The sequence below is a fragment of the Kitasatospora sp. NPDC093102 genome (assembly GCF_040683915.1).
Lineage (GTDB): Bacteria > Actinomycetota > Actinomycetes > Streptomycetales > Streptomycetaceae > Kitasatospora.
Genome location: NZ_JBFBFA010000030.1, coordinates 73,852 through 88,252, shown reverse-complemented (window position 1 = coordinate 88,252; position 14,401 = coordinate 73,852). Strand labels below are relative to the sequence as shown.

The 14,401-nt window shown below is 73.4% G+C and carries 15 protein-coding genes and 1 tRNA gene; 12 read left to right on the top strand and 4 right to left on the bottom strand.

What is annotated here, in order from left to right; all coding sequences use genetic code 11:
- The first annotated feature begins 87 nt into the window (after positions 1-87).
- The 9 genes from AB0O11_RS28480 to hypE all read left to right on the top strand — a co-directional run bounded on the left by AB0O11_RS28480 (position 88) and on the right by hypE (position 8,832).
- Entirely contained in the window at positions 88-732 is a 645-nt protein-coding gene (locus AB0O11_RS28480) for a DUF6084 family protein (protein ID WP_363392458.1), read from the top strand.
- Entirely contained in the window at positions 729-2,099 is a 1,371-nt protein-coding gene (locus AB0O11_RS28475; RefSeq protein ID WP_363392456.1) for a hypothetical protein, read from the top strand. Before AB0O11_RS28480 ends, AB0O11_RS28475 begins: the two co-directional genes overlap by 4 nt.
- Complete coding sequence (locus AB0O11_RS28470) at positions 2,096-2,605, top strand: hydrogenase maturation protease (RefSeq protein WP_363392454.1); 510 nt, start codon at positions 2,096-2,098, stop codon at positions 2,603-2,605. The genes AB0O11_RS28475 and AB0O11_RS28470 overlap by 4 nt, the downstream gene beginning before the upstream one ends.
- A 214-nt stretch (positions 2,606-2,819) precedes the next feature.
- The gene (gene hypA / locus AB0O11_RS28465; RefSeq protein ID WP_363392452.1) at positions 2,820-3,200 is read left to right on the top strand and encodes a hydrogenase maturation nickel metallochaperone HypA; all 381 of its coding nucleotides are present in this window, start codon (positions 2,820-2,822) and stop codon (positions 3,198-3,200) included.
- A 5-nt stretch (positions 3,201-3,205) separates the two neighbouring features.
- On the top strand, positions 3,206-4,015 hold the full coding sequence (gene hypB / locus AB0O11_RS28460; protein WP_363392450.1) for a hydrogenase nickel incorporation protein HypB: 810 nt from the start codon (positions 3,206-3,208) through the stop codon (positions 4,013-4,015).
- Positions 4,012-6,324 (top strand): carbamoyltransferase HypF, encoded by a 2,313-nt coding sequence (gene hypF, locus AB0O11_RS28455; protein WP_363392448.1) that lies wholly within the window; start codon positions 4,012-4,014, stop codon positions 6,322-6,324. Before hypB ends, hypF begins: the two co-directional genes overlap by 4 nt.
- Positions 6,325-6,330: 6 nt before the next feature.
- Entirely contained in the window at positions 6,331-6,633 is a 303-nt protein-coding gene (locus tag AB0O11_RS28450) for a HypC/HybG/HupF family hydrogenase formation chaperone (protein WP_363392447.1), read from the top strand.
- Positions 6,630-7,763, top strand: a complete 1,134-nt coding sequence (gene hypD, locus AB0O11_RS28445) for a hydrogenase formation protein HypD (protein ID WP_363392445.1) — start codon at positions 6,630-6,632, stop codon at positions 7,761-7,763. The genes AB0O11_RS28450 and hypD overlap by 4 nt, the downstream gene beginning before the upstream one ends.
- Positions 7,756-8,832 (top strand): hydrogenase expression/formation protein HypE, encoded by a 1,077-nt coding sequence (gene hypE / locus AB0O11_RS28440; RefSeq protein ID WP_363392443.1) that lies wholly within the window; start codon positions 7,756-7,758, stop codon positions 8,830-8,832. Before hypD ends, hypE begins: the two co-directional genes overlap by 8 nt.
- A gap of 63 nt (positions 8,833-8,895) precedes the next feature.
- Here the strand turns inward: hypE and AB0O11_RS28435 are convergent, their stop codons facing one another.
- Together AB0O11_RS28435 and AB0O11_RS28430 are read right to left on the bottom strand one after the other, a co-directional pair.
- Entirely contained in the window at positions 8,896-9,717 is an 822-nt protein-coding gene (locus AB0O11_RS28435) for a hypothetical protein (protein WP_363392441.1), read from the bottom strand.
- A 139-nt stretch (positions 9,718-9,856) separates the two neighbouring features.
- Positions 9,857-9,927 (bottom strand) — tRNA-Cys (locus AB0O11_RS28430).
- 193 nt (positions 9,928-10,120) lie between these two features.
- Here AB0O11_RS28430 and AB0O11_RS28425 point away from each other — a divergent pair.
- Positions 10,121-10,933 (top strand): hypothetical protein, encoded by an 813-nt coding sequence (locus AB0O11_RS28425; protein WP_363392440.1) that lies wholly within the window; start codon positions 10,121-10,123, stop codon positions 10,931-10,933.
- Between the two features lie 7 nt (positions 10,934-10,940).
- Here AB0O11_RS28425 and AB0O11_RS28420 read toward each other — a convergent pair whose 3' ends face one another.
- Both AB0O11_RS28420 and AB0O11_RS28415 read right to left on the bottom strand, forming a co-directional pair.
- A complete protein-coding gene (locus AB0O11_RS28420) occupies positions 10,941-11,528 on the bottom strand; it encodes a polysaccharide deacetylase family protein (protein WP_363392438.1) in 588 nt (195 codons plus the stop codon).
- Between the two features lie 374 nt (positions 11,529-11,902).
- Positions 11,903-12,328, bottom strand: a complete 426-nt coding sequence (locus AB0O11_RS28415) for a hypothetical protein (protein ID WP_363392436.1) — start codon at positions 12,326-12,328, stop codon at positions 11,903-11,905.
- Between the two features lie 290 nt (positions 12,329-12,618).
- Here AB0O11_RS28415 and AB0O11_RS28410 point away from each other — a divergent pair, with 290 nt between their 5' ends.
- Together AB0O11_RS28410 and AB0O11_RS28405 are read left to right on the top strand one after the other, a co-directional pair.
- Complete coding sequence (locus tag AB0O11_RS28410; protein ID WP_363392435.1) at positions 12,619-13,773, top strand: inorganic phosphate transporter; 1,155 nt, start codon at positions 12,619-12,621, stop codon at positions 13,771-13,773.
- On the top strand, positions 13,770-14,015 hold the full coding sequence (locus AB0O11_RS28405) for a hypothetical protein (protein WP_363392433.1): 246 nt from the start codon (positions 13,770-13,772) through the stop codon (positions 14,013-14,015). Before AB0O11_RS28410 ends, AB0O11_RS28405 begins: the two co-directional genes overlap by 4 nt.
- Positions 14,016-14,401: the final 386 nt, after the last annotated feature.

The following is a 14,401-nucleotide window of genomic DNA, read 5'->3' as shown; positions in this document are numbered from 1 at the left end:
GAACGGCTCGCGCAACCGGCCATGCACCCACCGGGACCGAGAGGTCACAACCCTACCGAAGAGGGCTGCAGAAGGGATGGTCCTCTAATGAGCGCGCTCGGCTTCGCCTGCACCGGCGTGCGGTCCGATCCGTACGCGGCCGGGCCGACCCTGGTGTTCCGGCTGCGGATCACGGCCCCGGCCGACACCCGGGTGCACGCCCTGGCCCTCCAGTGCCAGCTGCGCATCGAACCGGGCCGACGGCCGTACGGCGACGGCGAGGGCGAGCGGCTGGCCGACCTGTTCGGCGGGCGGGAGCGCTGGGCGACCACGCTCAACCCGATCCAGTTCGCCACCGTGCCGCTGCTGGTGCCCGGCTTCACCGGGGGGACCGACATCGACCTCGTGGTGCCGTGCACCTACGACCAGGAGGTCGCCTCGGCCCGTTACTTCCGGGCGCTGGACGGCGGCGAGGTGCCGCTGCTGCTGCTCTTCTCCGGCACCGCCTTCGCCGGCCCCGGTGGCTTCCAGGTCAGCCCGGTGCCCTGGGACCGGGAGGCCCGGGTGCGGATGCCGGTGGGGGTCTGGCGGGAGGCGATGGACCGGCACTTTCCCGGCAGCGGCTGGCTGCGGCTGCCGGACGTGGTCATGGACGAGCTGCTGGCCTACCGTTCCCGGCGGGCCCTGCCCTCCTGGGAGGCGACGGTGCGCGAGCTGCTCGCGGCCGCGGCGGTCGAGGGGACGGTCCGGTGAGCGGCTTCCCGGAGCGGATCGAGCGCGGCTTCGCGGCCGCCCGGCAGATCGCCGACGCGGTGCTGCTGGAGGGCTACGTGCTCTACCCGTACCGCGCCTCGGCGGCCAAGAACCGGCTGCGCTGGCAGTTCGGCGTCCTGGTGCCGCCCGACTACACCGCGGAGGGCGGCGAGCACTCCCACCAGCGCACCGAGTGCCTGATGGAGGCGCGCGGCGGGGACCTGCTGGCGGTCGAGCTGCGCTTCCTGCGGGTCCAGCGGCGCGCCGTCGAACGGGCCACCGCCGCCGGCTTCGAGTCCGTGGAGCGGCTGGAGCTCGCCGACCGGGACCTCGTCGAATGGGACGAGGGCGTCGAGGAGAGGATCGAACTCCTGCTCCTGGTCGAGGAGTTGGACGATGGCGGAGTGCAGCGGCCGTTCCGGCTGCCGGGCGTCGGCGAGACCGCGCTGGTACACGAGGACGGCGCCGTCGTCGGCCGGCTGGTGCGGCGGCGCGAACAGGTCGACGGCCTGGTCCGGCTGCGGGCCGAGGAGGTGCCCGGCCCGTACCGGGCGCAGCGGCTGACCGTGGAGGTGGAGAACACCTCCCCCTGGACGCCGCCCGAGCGGGCCACCCGCGAGCAGGCACTGCCGCGCTCGCTGGTCTCCGCCCACCTGCTGCTCGGGCTGGAGCACGGCCGCTTCCTGTCCGTCACCGACCCGCCCGAGTGGGCCTGCCCCGCCGCCGAGCGGTGCCGCAACGAGCGCACCTGGCCGGTGCTGGTCGGTCCGGACGGCGATCGCGGCGTGGTGCTGTCCTCGCCGATCATCCTGGAGGACCACCCGCGGATCGCCCCGGAGAGCCTCGGCACCCTGTACGACGCCACCGAGATCGACGAGATCCTGGCGCTGCGGACGGCGGCCCTGACCGAGGAGGAGAAGCGGGAGGCCCGCGGCACCGACGAGCGGGCCGGCGCGGTGATCGACCTGGCCGAGTCCATGCCGCCCGAGGTGCTGGAGCGGCTGCACGGGGCGATCCGCGGGTTGCGCGAGGTCACCGATGGCGGTGCCGGCCGGCCGGAACAGCCCTGGTGGGACCCGGGCGACGACCCGGAGGTCGACCCCGAGCGGGACCGGGTGCTGATCGACGGCCGCGAGGTCGGCGCCGGCAGCCGGGTGGTCCTGCGGCCCGGGCGGCGGCGCACCGACGCCCAGGACCTCTTCCTGGACGGGCTGACCGGCGTCGTGGAGGCGGTGCTGCACGACCTCGACGGCTCGGTGCACCTGGCCGTCACGGTGGAGGACGACCCGGGCGCGGACCTGTGGCGGGCCCAAGGTCGCTTCCGGTACTTCCAGCCCGACGAGGTCACGCCGCTGGAGGAGTCATGACGGACCGGACGGTGCTGGTCGCCGGGGTCGGCAACATCTTCCTCGGCGACGACGGCTTCGGGGTCGAGACCGTCCGGAGGCTGTCCGCCCACCCGCTGCCGGAAGGCGTCGAGGTGGTCGACGTCGGCGTGCGCGGCGTGGACCTCGCGTACCGGCTGCTCGACGGCCACCGCACCGCCGTCCTGGTGGACGCCACCTGCCGGGGCGGGCCACCCGGCACCGTCTACCTGATCGAGGCGGACGCCGAACAGCCGCTGGAGGTACCGGTCCTGGACGGCCACCGGATGGGGCCGGACGCCGTACTGGCGCTGCTCGCCACGCTCGCCGCCAGCACCGGCGGCGAGCCGCCCGGCCGGGTGCTGGTGGTCGGCTGCGAGCCGGCCTCGCTGGAGGAGGGCATCGGGCTGAGCGAGCCCGTAGCCGCCGCCGTGGAGGAGGCGGTCCGAGTGGTCCTGCGCGTCGTGGACGAGGCCGCGCAGCCGGAGAAGGAGAGGACACCATGCTGAGGAAGCTGTTCTGCGTCGCCCTGCTGGCGGGGATCGGCGCACTGGTCTGGCAGAGCCTGCCGGACATCAAGCGGTACCTGCACATCTCCCGGATGTGAGGCGCGGATTGCTGCGAACGGTGCAGCCCCGCAGACGGTGGCGGCGCGGCTTCGGGCCGACGCCGCCACCCCGCCCTGTAATGGGGCGCGTTGCCGCCCGCGCAGGGAAGGGACCCATGCACGAGATGTCGATCGCCGAAGCCGTCGTCGAGCAGGTGGACGCGGCCGCGCGCGAACACGGGGCCCCCGGGGTGGCGCGGGTCCGCCTGCGGGTGGGCGAGTTGGCCGGCGTGGTGCCCGAGGCCCTCGACTTCTGCTTCGAACTGGCCTGCGCCGGAACGCTGGTGGCGGGCGCGGTGCTGGACACCGAGTCCGTCACGGCCCGGGCCCGATGCGCCCCCTGCGCGGTCGAGTGGGCGGTCGGCATGCCGCCGGACCTCGGCTGCCCGAGCTGCTCCGGAGGTGGCGGCGTGGAGCTGCTGTCCGGGCGTGAGCTTCAGATCCTGGACGTCGAGTGGGCCGAGCGCCCGGACGTCCGGGCCGAACAGAAAGGCTGATGCCGATGTGCCGCACGGTCGACCTCCGTCAGGCGGTCCTCGCCCGCAACGACGACAGCGCCCGCCGGCTGCGGGCGGCGCTGGCCGGGCGGGGGACGGTCGCGGTGAACCTGCTGTCCAGTCCCGGCAGCGGAAAGACCGCACTGCTGGAAGCCGAGTTGGGGCTGGCCCGGCGGCGCGGGGTGGCGGTCGCCGCGCTGACCGCCGACCTCGCCACCGAGAACGATGCGCGCCGGCTGGCCCGCTCGGGCGCTCCGGTGAAGCAGGTGCTCACCGACGGGCTCTGCCACCTGGAGGCGCGGATGCTCGCCGGGCACCTGGACGGGTGGCTCCCGGCGGAGTGCCGGCTGCTGTTCGTGGAGAACGTCGGCAACCTGGTCTGCCCGGCCTCCTACGACCTCGGCGAAACGCTCCGGGTGGTGCTGGCCTCGGTGACCGAGGGCGAGGACAAGCCGCTCAAGTACCCGACGGCCTTCGGGCTGGCCAACCTGGTGCTGGTCACCAAGGCGGACCTCGCCGCGGCGGCGGAGTTCGACGAGGCGGCGTTCCTGGCCAACGTCCAGCGGGTCAACCCCGGGGTCGAGGTGCTGAACACCTCGGCCCGGACGGGCGAGGGTGTCGGGGCGCTGCTGGACCGGGCGCTGGCCGTGCTGGACGGGGCGGAGCCCCACCGGCCGGTGATGTCGGCGACGGTGCCGCACGGGCACGGGCACGACCATGGGGACGACCACGACCACGGTCAGGACCATGGCCACGACCATGACCACGAGTACGGGCACGGCCACGGGCACTCCGCCGTGGGGGAGAGCGCGTGACGGCCGGTCACCCGGGGCTCGACCGCGAGCGGCGGCGGGTTGCCGTCCGCGGCCTGGTGCAGGGGGTCGGCTTCCGGCCGTTCGTCCACACGCTGGCCGGTGAACTCGGGCTGGCCGGCACCGTCACCAACACCGGCGAGGGCGTTCTGGTCGAGGTCGAGGGCAGCCGGGACGCCCTGGACGCCTTCTGCCGGCGGGTGGCCGGCGACGCGCCGCCGCTCGCCCAGGTGGACTCGGTGGAGCACACACCGCTCACCGTCACCGGCGCCACCGGCTTCCGCATCGCCCCGTCCCGCCCCGACGGCCCCCGCACCACCCTGATCCCGCCCGACACCGCGGTCTGCGCCGACTGCCTGGCCGAACTCGCCGACCCGGCCGACCGCCGCCACCGGCACCCCTTCATCAGCTGCACCAACTGCGGCCCCCGGCACACCATCGTCACCGGCCTGCCGTACGACCGGGCCAACACCACCATGGCCGGCTTCCCGATGTGCCCGGACTGCGCCCGGGAGTACGCGGACCCCGCCGACCGCCGGTTCCACGCCCAGCCCGTCGCCTGCCACGCCTGCGGGCCCAGGCTGGCGCTGACCGTGCCCGGGCGCCCCGAACTCGGCGGGGAGCAGGCCCTGACGGAGGCCCGGCGGCTGCTGGCCGACGGCGCGGTCCTCGCCGTCAAGGGCATCGGCGGCTACCACCTCGCCTGCGACGCGCGCGACGCCTCGGCCGTCGCCCTGCTGCGCCGGCGCAAGCGGCGCGGCGACAAGCCCTTCGCCGTGATGGCCCGCGACCTCGCCACCGTCGAGGGCCTGCTGCCGGTCGACCCGGTCGAGCGGGAACTGCTCACCGGGCCGGTACGGCCGATCGTCCTGCTCCGCCGCACGGGCCTCCCGGTGCCCGAGGCTGTGGCCCCGGGCAGCCCCGACCTCGGGGTGATGCTCCCCTACACGCCGCTGCACCACCTGCTGCTCGCCGCCCCCGGGCCGGACCTGCTGGTGATGACCAGCGCCAACCTCTCCGGCGAGCCCATCGTCACCGGGGACCGCGAGGCGCTGGACCGCCTCGCCCCGCTGGTCGACGGCTGGCTCACCCACGACCGGCCGATCCACGTCCCGTGCGAGGACTCGGTGGTGCGGGTGGTGGACGGCGAACAGCTGCCGCTGCGCCGCTCGCGCGGGTACGTGCCGCTGCCGATTCCGCTGCCGGTGCCCGTCCGCCCGGCGCTGGCGGTCGGCGGCGATCTGAAGAACACCTTCGCGCTGGCCCGGGACGGCTACGCCTGGCTGTCCGGCCACATCGGCGACATGGACGACCTGGCCACGCTACGGGCCTTCGACCGGGCGGTGGAGCAGCTCGGCACGGTCAGCGGGGTGCGGCCCGAACTGCTGGTCACCGACCGGCACCCCGGCTACCGCTCGGTCCGGCACGCCGAGCGGACCGCCGCCGGCCGGCCGGTGCGACGGGTGCAGCACCACCACGCCCACATCGCCGCGGTGATGGCCGAACACGGGCTGGACGGCGGCCGGCCGGTGCTCGGTGTGGCCTTCGACGGCACCGGCTACGGCGAGGACGGCGCGATCTGGGGCGGCGAGGTGCTGCTGGCCGACTACGACGGGTTCCGCCGCCTGGCCCACCTGCGGTACGTGCCGCTGCCGGGCGGGGACGCGGCCGTCGAGCGCCCGTACCGCACGGCGCTCGCCCACCTGCGCGCGGCCGGGCTTGCCTGGCTGCCCGGACTGCCGTCGGTCCTGGCCGCCGACTCGGAGGAACTGCGGCTACTGGAGCAGCAGTTGGAACGCGGGCTGAACTGCGTGCCGACCTCCGGCATGGGGCGGCTGTTCGATGCCGTGTCCTCGCTCGCCGGGGTCTGCCACCGGGCCGGGTACGAGGCCCAGGCCGCGATCGAACTGGAGGCGGCGGCCTGCGGGTTCGGCCGGGCGGACGGCTACGGGTTCGGCCTGTCGGCGCGGGCGGACGGCTGGACCGCCGACCCCGGGCCGGTACTGGCCGCCGTGGTGGCCGACGTGACCGCGGGCGCCCCCGCCGGGCTGGTCGCCGCCCGCTTCCACGGTGCGGTGGCCGACCTGGTCCGGCGGATCTGCGCGGCCGTCCGGGAACGGTACGGCACCACCACCGTGGCGCTCAGCGGCGGAGTCTTCGCCAATGCGCTGCTCTCCTCGGCCTGCGCGAGCGGCCTCGGGGAGGACGGCTTCACCGTGCTGCGGCACCGCCGGGTGCCGCCCAACGACGGAGGACTGGCGCTCGGCCAGTTGATGGTGGCCGCCCGGTCGTCGGCCATCCGGGAGGAGTGAGAGCGGATGTGCCTGGCGGTGCCCGGCAGGGTGACGGAGATCGGGGAGCGGGACGGGACCAGGATGGCGGTGATGGACTTCGGCGGCGTGGTCAAGGACGTGTGCCTGGAGTACCTGCCCGACCTGGCGGTGGGGGAGTATGCGATCGTCCACGTGGGCTTCGCGCTGCAGCGTCTGGACGAGGAGTCGGCCCGCCGTACCCTCGCCCTCTTCGAGGAACTCGGGCTGTTGCAGGAGGAGTTCGGCGACCCGTGGGAGGCGGCGGGGGCGGCGGGAGCAGTGGGCGAGACCGAGGAGGCCGGACGGTGAAGTACCTGGAGGAGTTCCGCAACCCCGAGCTGGCGGCCGGGCTGCTCGCCGACATCAGGAGCACGGTCACCCGGCCGTGGGCGCTGATGGAGGTCTGCGGCGGCCAGACGCACAGCATCATCCGGCACGCCATCGACCAACTCCTGCCGGAAGAAGTCGAGTTGATCCACGGGCCGGGCTGCCCGGTGTGCGTCACCCCGCTGGAGGTGATCGACCGGGCACTGGCGATCGCCGCCCGGCCGGGGGTGGTCTTCTGCTCCTTCGGGGACATGCTGCGGGTGCCCGGCACCGACCGCGACCTGTTCCGGGTCCGCGGCGAGGGCGGCGACGTCCGGGTGGTGTACTCGCCGCTCGACGCCCTGCGGATCGCCCGGGAGAACCCGGACCGGGAGGTGGTCTTCTTCGGCATCGGCTTCGAGACCACCGCCCCGCCGAACGCCATGGCCGTCCACCTGGCCAGGAAGCAGGGGCTGCGCAACTTCAGCATGCTGGTCTCGCACGTCCGGGTGCCGCCCGCGATCGAGGCGATCATGGACTCGCCGGACTGCCGGGTCCAGGGCTTCCTCGCCGCCGGGCACGTGTGCAGCGTGATGGGCACTGCCGAGTACCCGGCGCTGGCGGAACGCCACCGGGTGCCGATCGTCGTCACCGGCTTCGAACCCCTGGACATCCTGGAGGGCATCCGGCGCACCGTACGGCAGCTGGAGCGCGGGGAGCACACCGTCGACAACGCCTACCCGCGGGCCGTGCGCCCCGAGGGAAACCCGGCGGCCCGGGCCATGCTGGAGGACGTCTTCGAAGTGGCCGACCGCCCCTGGCGGGGCATCGGCGTGATCCCGCGCAGCGGCTGGCGGCTCTCGCCGCGCTACCGGGACCACGACGCCGAGCACCGCTTCGATGTCGCGGGGATCACCACCCGCGAACCCGCCGAGTGCCGCAGCGGCGAGGTGCTCCAGGGGCTGCTGAAGCCCCACCAGTGCGAGGCCTTCGGCACGGTCTGCACACCGCGCACGCCGCTCGGCGCCACGATGGTGTCCAGCGAGGGGGCCTGCGCGGCGTACTACCTGTACCGGCGGCTGGGCGTGCCGGGCAACTCCGCCGTTCCCCAGGAGGCGAGTCGCGTTGGCTGACACCGAACTGCTCACCGAACGGCCCGACTTCTCCGGCTGGAGCTGCCCGCTGCCGCTGCGCGACCACCCCCGGGTGGTGATGGGCCACGGCGGCGGCGGGGCGATGTCCGCCGAACTGGTGCAGAACCTCTTCGCGCCGGCCTTCGGCGGCCCGGTGCTCGCCGGGCTCGGCGACTCCGCGGTGCTGGAGCTGGGCGGCGCCCGGCTCGCCTTCTCCACCGACTCCTACGTGGTGCGGCCGCTGTTCTTCCCCGGCGGCTGCATCGGCGACCTCGCGGTCAACGGCACGGTCAACGACCTCGCCATGAGCGGGGCCCGGGCGGCCTACCTGTCCTGCGGCTTCATCCTGGAGGAGGGGGTGGAGATGGCCGTGGTGGACCGGGTCGCCCGGGCGCTCGGCGCCGCCGCCCGCACCGCCGGGGTCGAGATCGCCACCGGGGACACCAAGGTGGTCGAGGCCGGGCACGGGGACGGCGTCTACCTGAACACCGCCGGCATCGGGCTCGTCCCGGCCGGGGTCGACATCCGGCCGCAGCGCGCCCGCCCCGGCGACGTGGTGATCGTCAGCGGGCCGATCGGCCTGCACGGGGTGGCGATCATGAGCGTCCGGGAAGGCCTGGAGTTCGGCGTCGAGGTGCGCAGCGACAGCGCGGCCCTCGGCGGCCTGGTCGAGGCCATGCTTGAGGCCACTGCCGACCTGCACGTGCTGCGCGACCCCACCCGGGGCGGCCTGGCGGCGGCACTCAACGAGATCGCGGCCGCGGCCGGGGTGGGCGTCGTGCTCAGCGAACGCGCCGTCCCCGTGCCGGATCCGGTGGCCAACGCCTGCGCGGTGCTGGGCCTGGACCCGATGTACATCGCCAACGAGGGCAGGCTCGTCGCCTTCGTCCCACGCGCTTCGGCGGACGCGGTGCTCGCCGCGATGCGTGCCCACCCGCTCGGCGCGGAGGCGGTGGTGATCGGCGAGTGCGTCGAGGAGCACCCGGGGATGGTCGTCGCCCGCACCGGCTTCGGCGGCACCCGGGTGGTCGACCTGCCGATGGGCGAGCAGCTGCCGCGGATCTGCTGACGCCGCGTGCGCCGCCGTCCCGGGAGAAGCTTCCCGGGGCGGCGGCGCGGCGCGTCTGCGAGGTCAGCCCAGGAAGCGGCGCAGCGAATTCGACAGGGCCTTCACGAAGCCCTCCCGGACCTCGTCGGCGACGAGGTCGAGGGACAGGTAGGGGTTGAGGTCCTCCAGCTCGACCAGGAGCAGGCGCCCGTCCGGCGCCCGGCAGGCGTCGACCCGCTGGATGCCGTGGTCGAGCGTGTTCCAGTCGACGAAGCCCCGCGCGAACTCCAGGTCGGCCGCGCTCGGCTCGTACGGCTCCAGCTCCCAGCGCCGGGCCGGGTCGGGCGCGTGGAGGGCGTACTGGAAGGCGTCGTCCACGAAGTAGAACGAGACCTCGTACCGGAAGTCGATCCGCGGCTGGACGAGCACCTCGACCCAGTCGAGACCGCCCAGCTCCTCGCGGGTGAGGAAGCGCAGGCCTATGCTGTCGGCGCCCTCCACGGGCTTGACCGCGTAGCGGTCGGCGGCGGGCAGCCGGTCGAGGTCCTGCGGCCGGTCGATGGTGGGGATGACCGGCAGGCCCGCCTCGGTCAGGTCCAGCAGGTACCGTTTCCCGGCCATGTCGCCCCGCCCGGTCAGCGGGTTGTAGACCCGCACGCCGTCGGCCAGCGCCCGGGCACGGAAGCGGGCGTACTCCTCCCGGTAGTGCAGCACCGGCCCGCTGTTGCGCACCACGACCGCGTCGAAGCGCCCCATCAGGGCCCGGGCGTCGAGCGGGTGGCACAGCGCCAGGTCGAACCACTCCCGCAGCCGGGAGGTGAGGAGGACGTCCTCGTCGCCGTAGCGCCGCCCGCGTGCCGGGTAGGCCAGGTCGGTCACGTACAGCAGGCTGGGCCGGTCGGGCACGGGCACTCCCTCGGTCGGTGGCGGGGGAGCGAATCTACCGTGTGGCTCCGCCGGCGGCACCGATGGCCGACGGGCCACCAGCGCCGGGCGCACCTGGCGTCCGACGCGTCATCGATGGCGCAATTGAGGGCAGGAGAAAAGGTGGAGACAGGAATCGAACCCATCTGAACGGCTCTGCAAGCCGTCGCCTCGCCACTCGGCCACTCCACCTCGACAACGGTCGGAACACTACACGCATATGAACCAGGATTCTCCGGGAGTGGTGATTGTTCACTCCCGAAGACCCATAGTGTGTCTAGTGTTATTTCTCTCGACATGGCGTCGGAAGAGTCCAGGGATCAGCGCAAAAAAGTCAGGTTGCGTTAGCCTGTGCCGATATCTCCGACCCGATGGGATTTCATTGATGGCCGTCGAGGAATCACGGTTCACCCGTACTACGGAGCTGCGCTGCGGAAGCGCCGCGAACCGGTGCCAGTACAAGAGCCTGCCCCTGCGCGACCTTCCCCCGCTCGGTGTCGTGCGCCGCGCCCGGATCGCCCGCGAAGGCCTGCGTGAGCGCCGCGCCGACGTTCCGGCGCCCGGCCGCCCCTCCCGCTTCGCCGAGGGGGACTGGGTCCGGGTGAAGGACGAGGCCACGGTGCGCGCCACCCTCGACGCCGGGGACCGCCACCGCGGCCTGTGGTTCACCGGCAGCCAGTGGTCGTTCTGCGGCGGCGTCTACCAGGTCGAACGCGTCGTGCGCCGCATGATCGACGACCACTACCGCGTGCGGCGCCTTTCGGGCACCGTCGCCCTGGCCGGCGCCACCTGCCACGGCGCCGACGGGACCCAGGGCTGCGGACTGGACTGCGCACTGCTGTTCCGCGACGAATGGCTGGAGCCCGCCCCCGCGCCGGTGCCCGCCGCCCGGTCCGTCCCCCTGTGGGCAACCGTGCGCAGCCTCGCGGAGATCCACGCGACCCTCGGCCCCGACCGGCGCCTGCACGGCGTCCCCTTCCAAACGGGGATGGAACGCTTCGCCGGTACCCGTCACGGTGCCACCGAACTGCGCCACCGGTCCCTCGCCTGGTGGCAACACCCCACCGGAGGACGCTGGTTCATCCTCCACGGCCTGCGCTGCGGCGGCGAGCCGCTCGCCACCGGCTGCGACCGCCGGTGCGCCCTGCTCTGGCACGAGTCCTGGCTGCACGTGGAACCCGCCGCCACCGCCCACTGAACGGACGTCAGCGCCGCCAGCGGTCGCGGACCAGCTTCGCGGTCAGGTGCAGCGGCCCGTCCCGGTCGCCGACGTAGCAGCGGGGAAGCGCGTACACCCCGCTGTGAGCACCGGGGCTGACCGCGCACGCGTACTCGTAGCCGGCTTGCGCCACCGCCTCCACCGCGCCGGCGTCGAGCGAACCGTAGGGGTAGCAGAACCCCTCGACCGCCCGGCCCGTGAGGTCCTCCAGCACCTGGCGGCTGTCGGTGACCTGGGCCGCCAGGTCCCGCGCACCCAGGCCTGCCAGCCGCCGGTGGGTCAGCCCGTGCGAGCCGATCTCCATCCCGGCGGCAGCGGCTTCGCGGACCTCGCGCGCCGTCATCAGCGGCTTGCGCGGGCCCTGCCGGTCCCAGTCGTTGCATCCGCCCAGCCGGCCGGCCACCACGTAGACCGTCGCGGTGAAGCCGTACTCCGCCAATGCGGGCATGGCCTCCTCCACGAAGTCGCGGTATCCGTCATCGAAGCTGAGCCCCACCATGCCCGCAGCGGTGCCGTCCCGGTGGGAACGCATCAGGGCCCCCACCGACACCCCGCGCAGCCCGCGAGTGGACAACCAGCGCAGCTGACGGCGAAACCGTGCGGGGTCGACGGTAATCAGATAGGGATCCTCGACCGTTGACGCCACCGAGTGATACATGAGCGTCCACGGGAGACGTCCCGCACCTGCGCCGGGCGTTCCTTCCGAGCTACTGCGTGGTCGAATGATTCGCATGTTCTGCTCCAGCTGTCCGGGTGGTACCGCCTGTGCAGGTGGCCCTCAAGGAGATTGCATTCTGGCAGCGTCGGACCCGGCTTCCATTCGCGCCAGGCGACTCCGCACCATTTCACCCGGATGCCGGAACGGGAGTCGCCCGATGAGGGGTCGGCCCCCCTTGCCGTCGAGCCTGCTTCAGTCCTCCGCCCGCCGGCGGGCGGAGGCGGCGTGGGTCAGCGCACGGTGACGGTGAAGACGGGGGAGACGGTGTCTCCGCTGATGATGCGCAGCTCGTTCAGGCCCTTGAGGCCGAGCTTCACACCGAGCGAGTAGGAGCCGGTGCGGGTCGTGGGGACGGAGGCGGGCAGCGTGACCCACCTGCCGTGCTGCTTCTGCTGCAGGGTCACCGTGCTTCCCGCCTTGAGGCCGGTGGTCGTGCCGGTGACACGGAACAGCTGCCACGCCTGGACGGAGGAGACCGACGGCTTGGCGGTGACGGTGGCGTGCGCGGCGGCGGCCTGCGTGACGGCCGGCCGCGCGGCGGACGCGGAGTGGGTGGCGGGGGTGGCCGCCATGGCGCTGCCCGCCAGCCCGAGGGAGAGCAAGCCGAGGGTGGTCACGGCGGCCAGGCGCAGGTGGTTCCGCTTGGAGACGATCACGGTGACCCCTTTCAAGGGGAGGTGGTTGTCCGGCCCGAAGGCGTGGATGCCGCGATTCGGGCTCTGCCATCTGTAGGGACGCCGTGTGCCGCAGATGGGTTGTGGACGGAACGTCACCGTCGCGTAACAGTCGGCGATCACGTCGGGTCGGAAGGCGGACCGGCGGCGCGCGGGGGTGACCCACCGGTTCCACGGCGTGCTGGTCCGATCGGATGACGCCCTGCGGTTCCCGGCCCGACCGGGCAGTGGGGGAGCGGGTGGGCGGCGGTCGGCGGGCTAGCTTCGTTCCCGTGACCAGCAATGACGTGATTCTGGCGCTGGTGGTGGTCACCGCGCTGGGTTTCGACTTCACCAACGGGTTCCACGACACCGGCAACGCCATGGCGACCTCGATCGTCACCGGGGCCCTCCCGCCGCGTGTCGCGGTCGGCGTCTCGGCAGTGCTGAACCTGGTGGGTGCGTTCCTGTCGACCGCGGTCGCCGCGACGATCGCCAGCGGTCTGGTGCGGAGCCAGGACGTGACGCTGACCGTGGTCATAGCGGGCCTGACGGGCAGCATCCTGTGGAACCTGACGACCTGGTACGTCGGGATCCCCTCGAGTTCCTCGCACGCGCTGATCGGCGGCGTGGTCGGGGCGACCATGGCGGCGGCCGGCGCCTCCGCCGTCAAGTGGCAGGGCCTCGTCGCCAAGGTGATCGTGCCGGCCGCCCTGTCCCCGGTCATCGCCGGCTCGGTCGCCGCGCTCGGCACCTACCTCGTCTACCGCCTCACCCGCGACGTCGCCGAAGGCCCGCGCACGCGCGGCTTCCGGAGCGGTCAGGTCGGCTCGGCCTGCATGGTCTCGCTCGCCCACGGCACCAACGACGCGCAGAAGACCATGGGCGTCATCACCCTGGCCCTGATCGCCAACGGAACGCTGGGCGCCGGGGCGAAGGCCCCGACATGGGTGATCACCGCCTGCGCCACGGCCATCGCCCTGGGCACCTACATCGGCGGCTGGCGGGTCATCAGGGCGCTGGGCAAGGGACTGGTGGAGATCGAACCACCGCAGGGAATGTCCAGCGAGTCGGCCTCGGCCGCGGTCATCCTCTCCTCCGCCGACTTCGGCTACTCGCTCTCCACCACCCACGTCGCCACCGGGTCGATCCTCGGATCGGGGGTCGGCAAGAAGGGCGCGGTGGTGCGGTGGAACATCGCCCACCGCATGGTGGTGGCCTGGCTGCTCACCCTCCCGGCCGCGACACTGGTCGGGGCGCTGGCCTACTGGGCCGCCCACGGGATCGGTGGTACCGCCGGTGTCGTGGTCGTCTTCGCCGTTCTGGTGCTGGCCTCGATCGCCTTCTTCGTCGCATCCCGCCGCCCGGCCGTCACACCGGAGAACGTCAACGCCGCGTGGACCGGCTCGCTCGTTCCGGAGCCTCCCGCCGACGAGGTGATCCGGTGAACCCCTGGATCGACCTGGGTGCGCTCTGGAAGATCATCGTGGTGGGATTCCTCGCCGGCGCCGGCCTGCCGGCGCTGTTCGCCATCGGTGTGCGCGCCCTCCACCCGCCGGTCGGGGTCGGCAGGGCCGGGGTCCCACGCCGCACCGCCGGGGCGCTCGGCCACACCGTCGCCACGATGTGCTTCGCGGTGGTCCTCGCCGCGGTCGGCTGGGGCATCTTCGTCATCGTCGACCACAGCTGAGCGCACACGTCCGGCTCGGCACCGCGTGACGAGGAAGCAGCCGCAGCGGTTCCCGGCGCGGAGCCGGGCCAGGCCCACCGGAATCGGCGACGATGGCGGTGTGGCGCGCCGCGAGCCTGCCGAGGAGGGCGCCGGCCAGGGCGGCAGTCTCGGGTCCGACGAAGAGGCGGCCGAGGCGCTCGGACAGTGATCCGGAACAGCAGCGGGGCCCGCGACCGGGGGCTTTCGGTCCTCCCGCCGCGATCGGTAGTGCGCTGTCGTGCCAACTCGTGGGCACAGGGGGAAAACGCGGTCGGTCGGGCCGGTCGTAGCTTCGGGGGTGCCGAGCCGTCGACGCGGTGGGCGTGCCACCGATTGCTCCGAGCGGGCTCCCGTGTTCGAGATCG

Excerpts from the sequence above, each read along its gene's own strand:
- AB0O11_RS28480 (WP_363392458.1), top strand. The coding sequence starts at position 88 with ATGAGCGCGCTCGGCTTCGCCTGCACCGGCGTGCGGTCCGATCCGTAC.
- AB0O11_RS28470 (WP_363392454.1), top strand. The coding sequence starts at position 2,096 with ATGACGGACCGGACGGTGCTGGTCGCCGGGGTCGGCAACATCTTCCTC.
- hypA (WP_363392452.1), top strand. The coding sequence starts at position 2,820 with ATGCACGAGATGTCGATCGCCGAAGCCGTCGTCGAGCAGGTGGACGCG.
- hypB (WP_363392450.1), top strand. The coding sequence starts at position 3,206 with ATGTGCCGCACGGTCGACCTCCGTCAGGCGGTCCTCGCCCGCAACGAC.
- AB0O11_RS28450 (WP_363392447.1), top strand. The coding sequence starts at position 6,331 with ATGTGCCTGGCGGTGCCCGGCAGGGTGACGGAGATCGGGGAGCGGGAC.
- AB0O11_RS28425 (WP_363392440.1), top strand. The coding sequence starts at position 10,121 with ATGGCCGTCGAGGAATCACGGTTCACCCGTACTACGGAGCTGCGCTGC.